Genomic DNA, 1085 nt, shown 5'->3' on the forward strand with positions numbered 1-1085 from the left:
GGTGAAGTTACTCGCGCTGTCACAATCGGCAAGGGAATCGGCGCCACCAAAGGTGCGCGTTCGGCTATCGAAGCAGCTGGCGGCAAGTTCGAGGAATAAATGGCTAAGCAAGGTGCTCTCTCAGCGCTCAGCAAAGGCGGGTTATCCGAGCTCTGGGCTCGTCTGCGTTTTCTATTCCTGGCGATCATCGTCTACCGAATAGGCGCACACATTCCAGTTCCTGGTATTAACCCAGACCGGTTGGCGGACCTGTTTCGACAGAATGAGGGGACCATACTTAGCTTGTTCAACATGTTTTCCGGCGGTGCGCTGGAGCGGATGAGTATTTTTGCGCTGGGGATCATGCCGTACATTTCGGCATCGATCATCATGCAGCTTATGTCCGCTGTCAGCCCACAGCTGGAGCAGTTGAAGAAGGAAGGTGAAGCTGGTCGTCGCAAGATAAGCCAGTACACCCGCTACCTCACTGTCGCTCTTGCTCTTGTCCAGGCTATTGGCATGTCCATTGGTTTGGCAGGGCAGGGCGTAGCGTTCACTGGTGATCTAGGCTTCCATTTCGTTGCAGTAACCACTTTTGTGGCGGGTGCAATGTTTATGATGTGGCTGGGTGAGCAGATTACTGAGCGTGGTGTTGGCAACGGTATCTCGATGTTGATTTTTTCGGGTATCGTCGCCGGTCTTCCGAGAGCAATTGGGCAGTCTTTTGAGTCTGCGCGTCAGGGTGATATCAACATCTTCGCCCTGGTTGCTATCGGTTTGCTGGCAGTAGCGATTATCGGTTTCGTGGTGTTCATTGAGCGTGGTCAGCGTCGTATTGCTGTTCACTACGCCAAGCGTCAGCAGGGCCGCAAGGTGTTTGCTGCGCAGACTAGCCACCTACCGCTGAAAGTGAATATGGCCGGTGTGATTCCGGCTATTTTTGCGAGCAGCATTTTGCTGTTCCCGGCTTCGCTGGGTGCCTGGTTTGGTCAGTCTGAAGGTATGGGCTGGTTGCAGGACATCTCGCAGTCGATCGCTCCTGGTCAGCCGTTGAATATTCTGCTGTTTAGTGCAGGGATTATTTTCTTCTGCTTCTTCTATACGGC

The 1085-nt window shown here is 53.4% G+C and carries 1 protein-coding gene and 1 pseudogene; both read left to right on the forward strand.

Going from position 1 to position 1085, the window contains the following annotated elements; genetic code table 11:
• Nucleotides 1–99 (forward strand): annotated as a pseudogene (rplO, locus tag ACIQYF_RS23665) (50S ribosomal protein L15); the annotation flags it as partial.
• On the forward strand, nt 100–1085 hold a 986-nt coding region (secY, locus tag ACIQYF_RS23670), incomplete at its 3' end, for a preprotein translocase subunit SecY (RefSeq protein WP_402866708.1).

The organism is Pseudomonas sp. NPDC096917, assembly GCF_044762555.1.
GTDB lineage: Bacteria > Pseudomonadota > Gammaproteobacteria > Pseudomonadales > Pseudomonadaceae > Aquipseudomonas.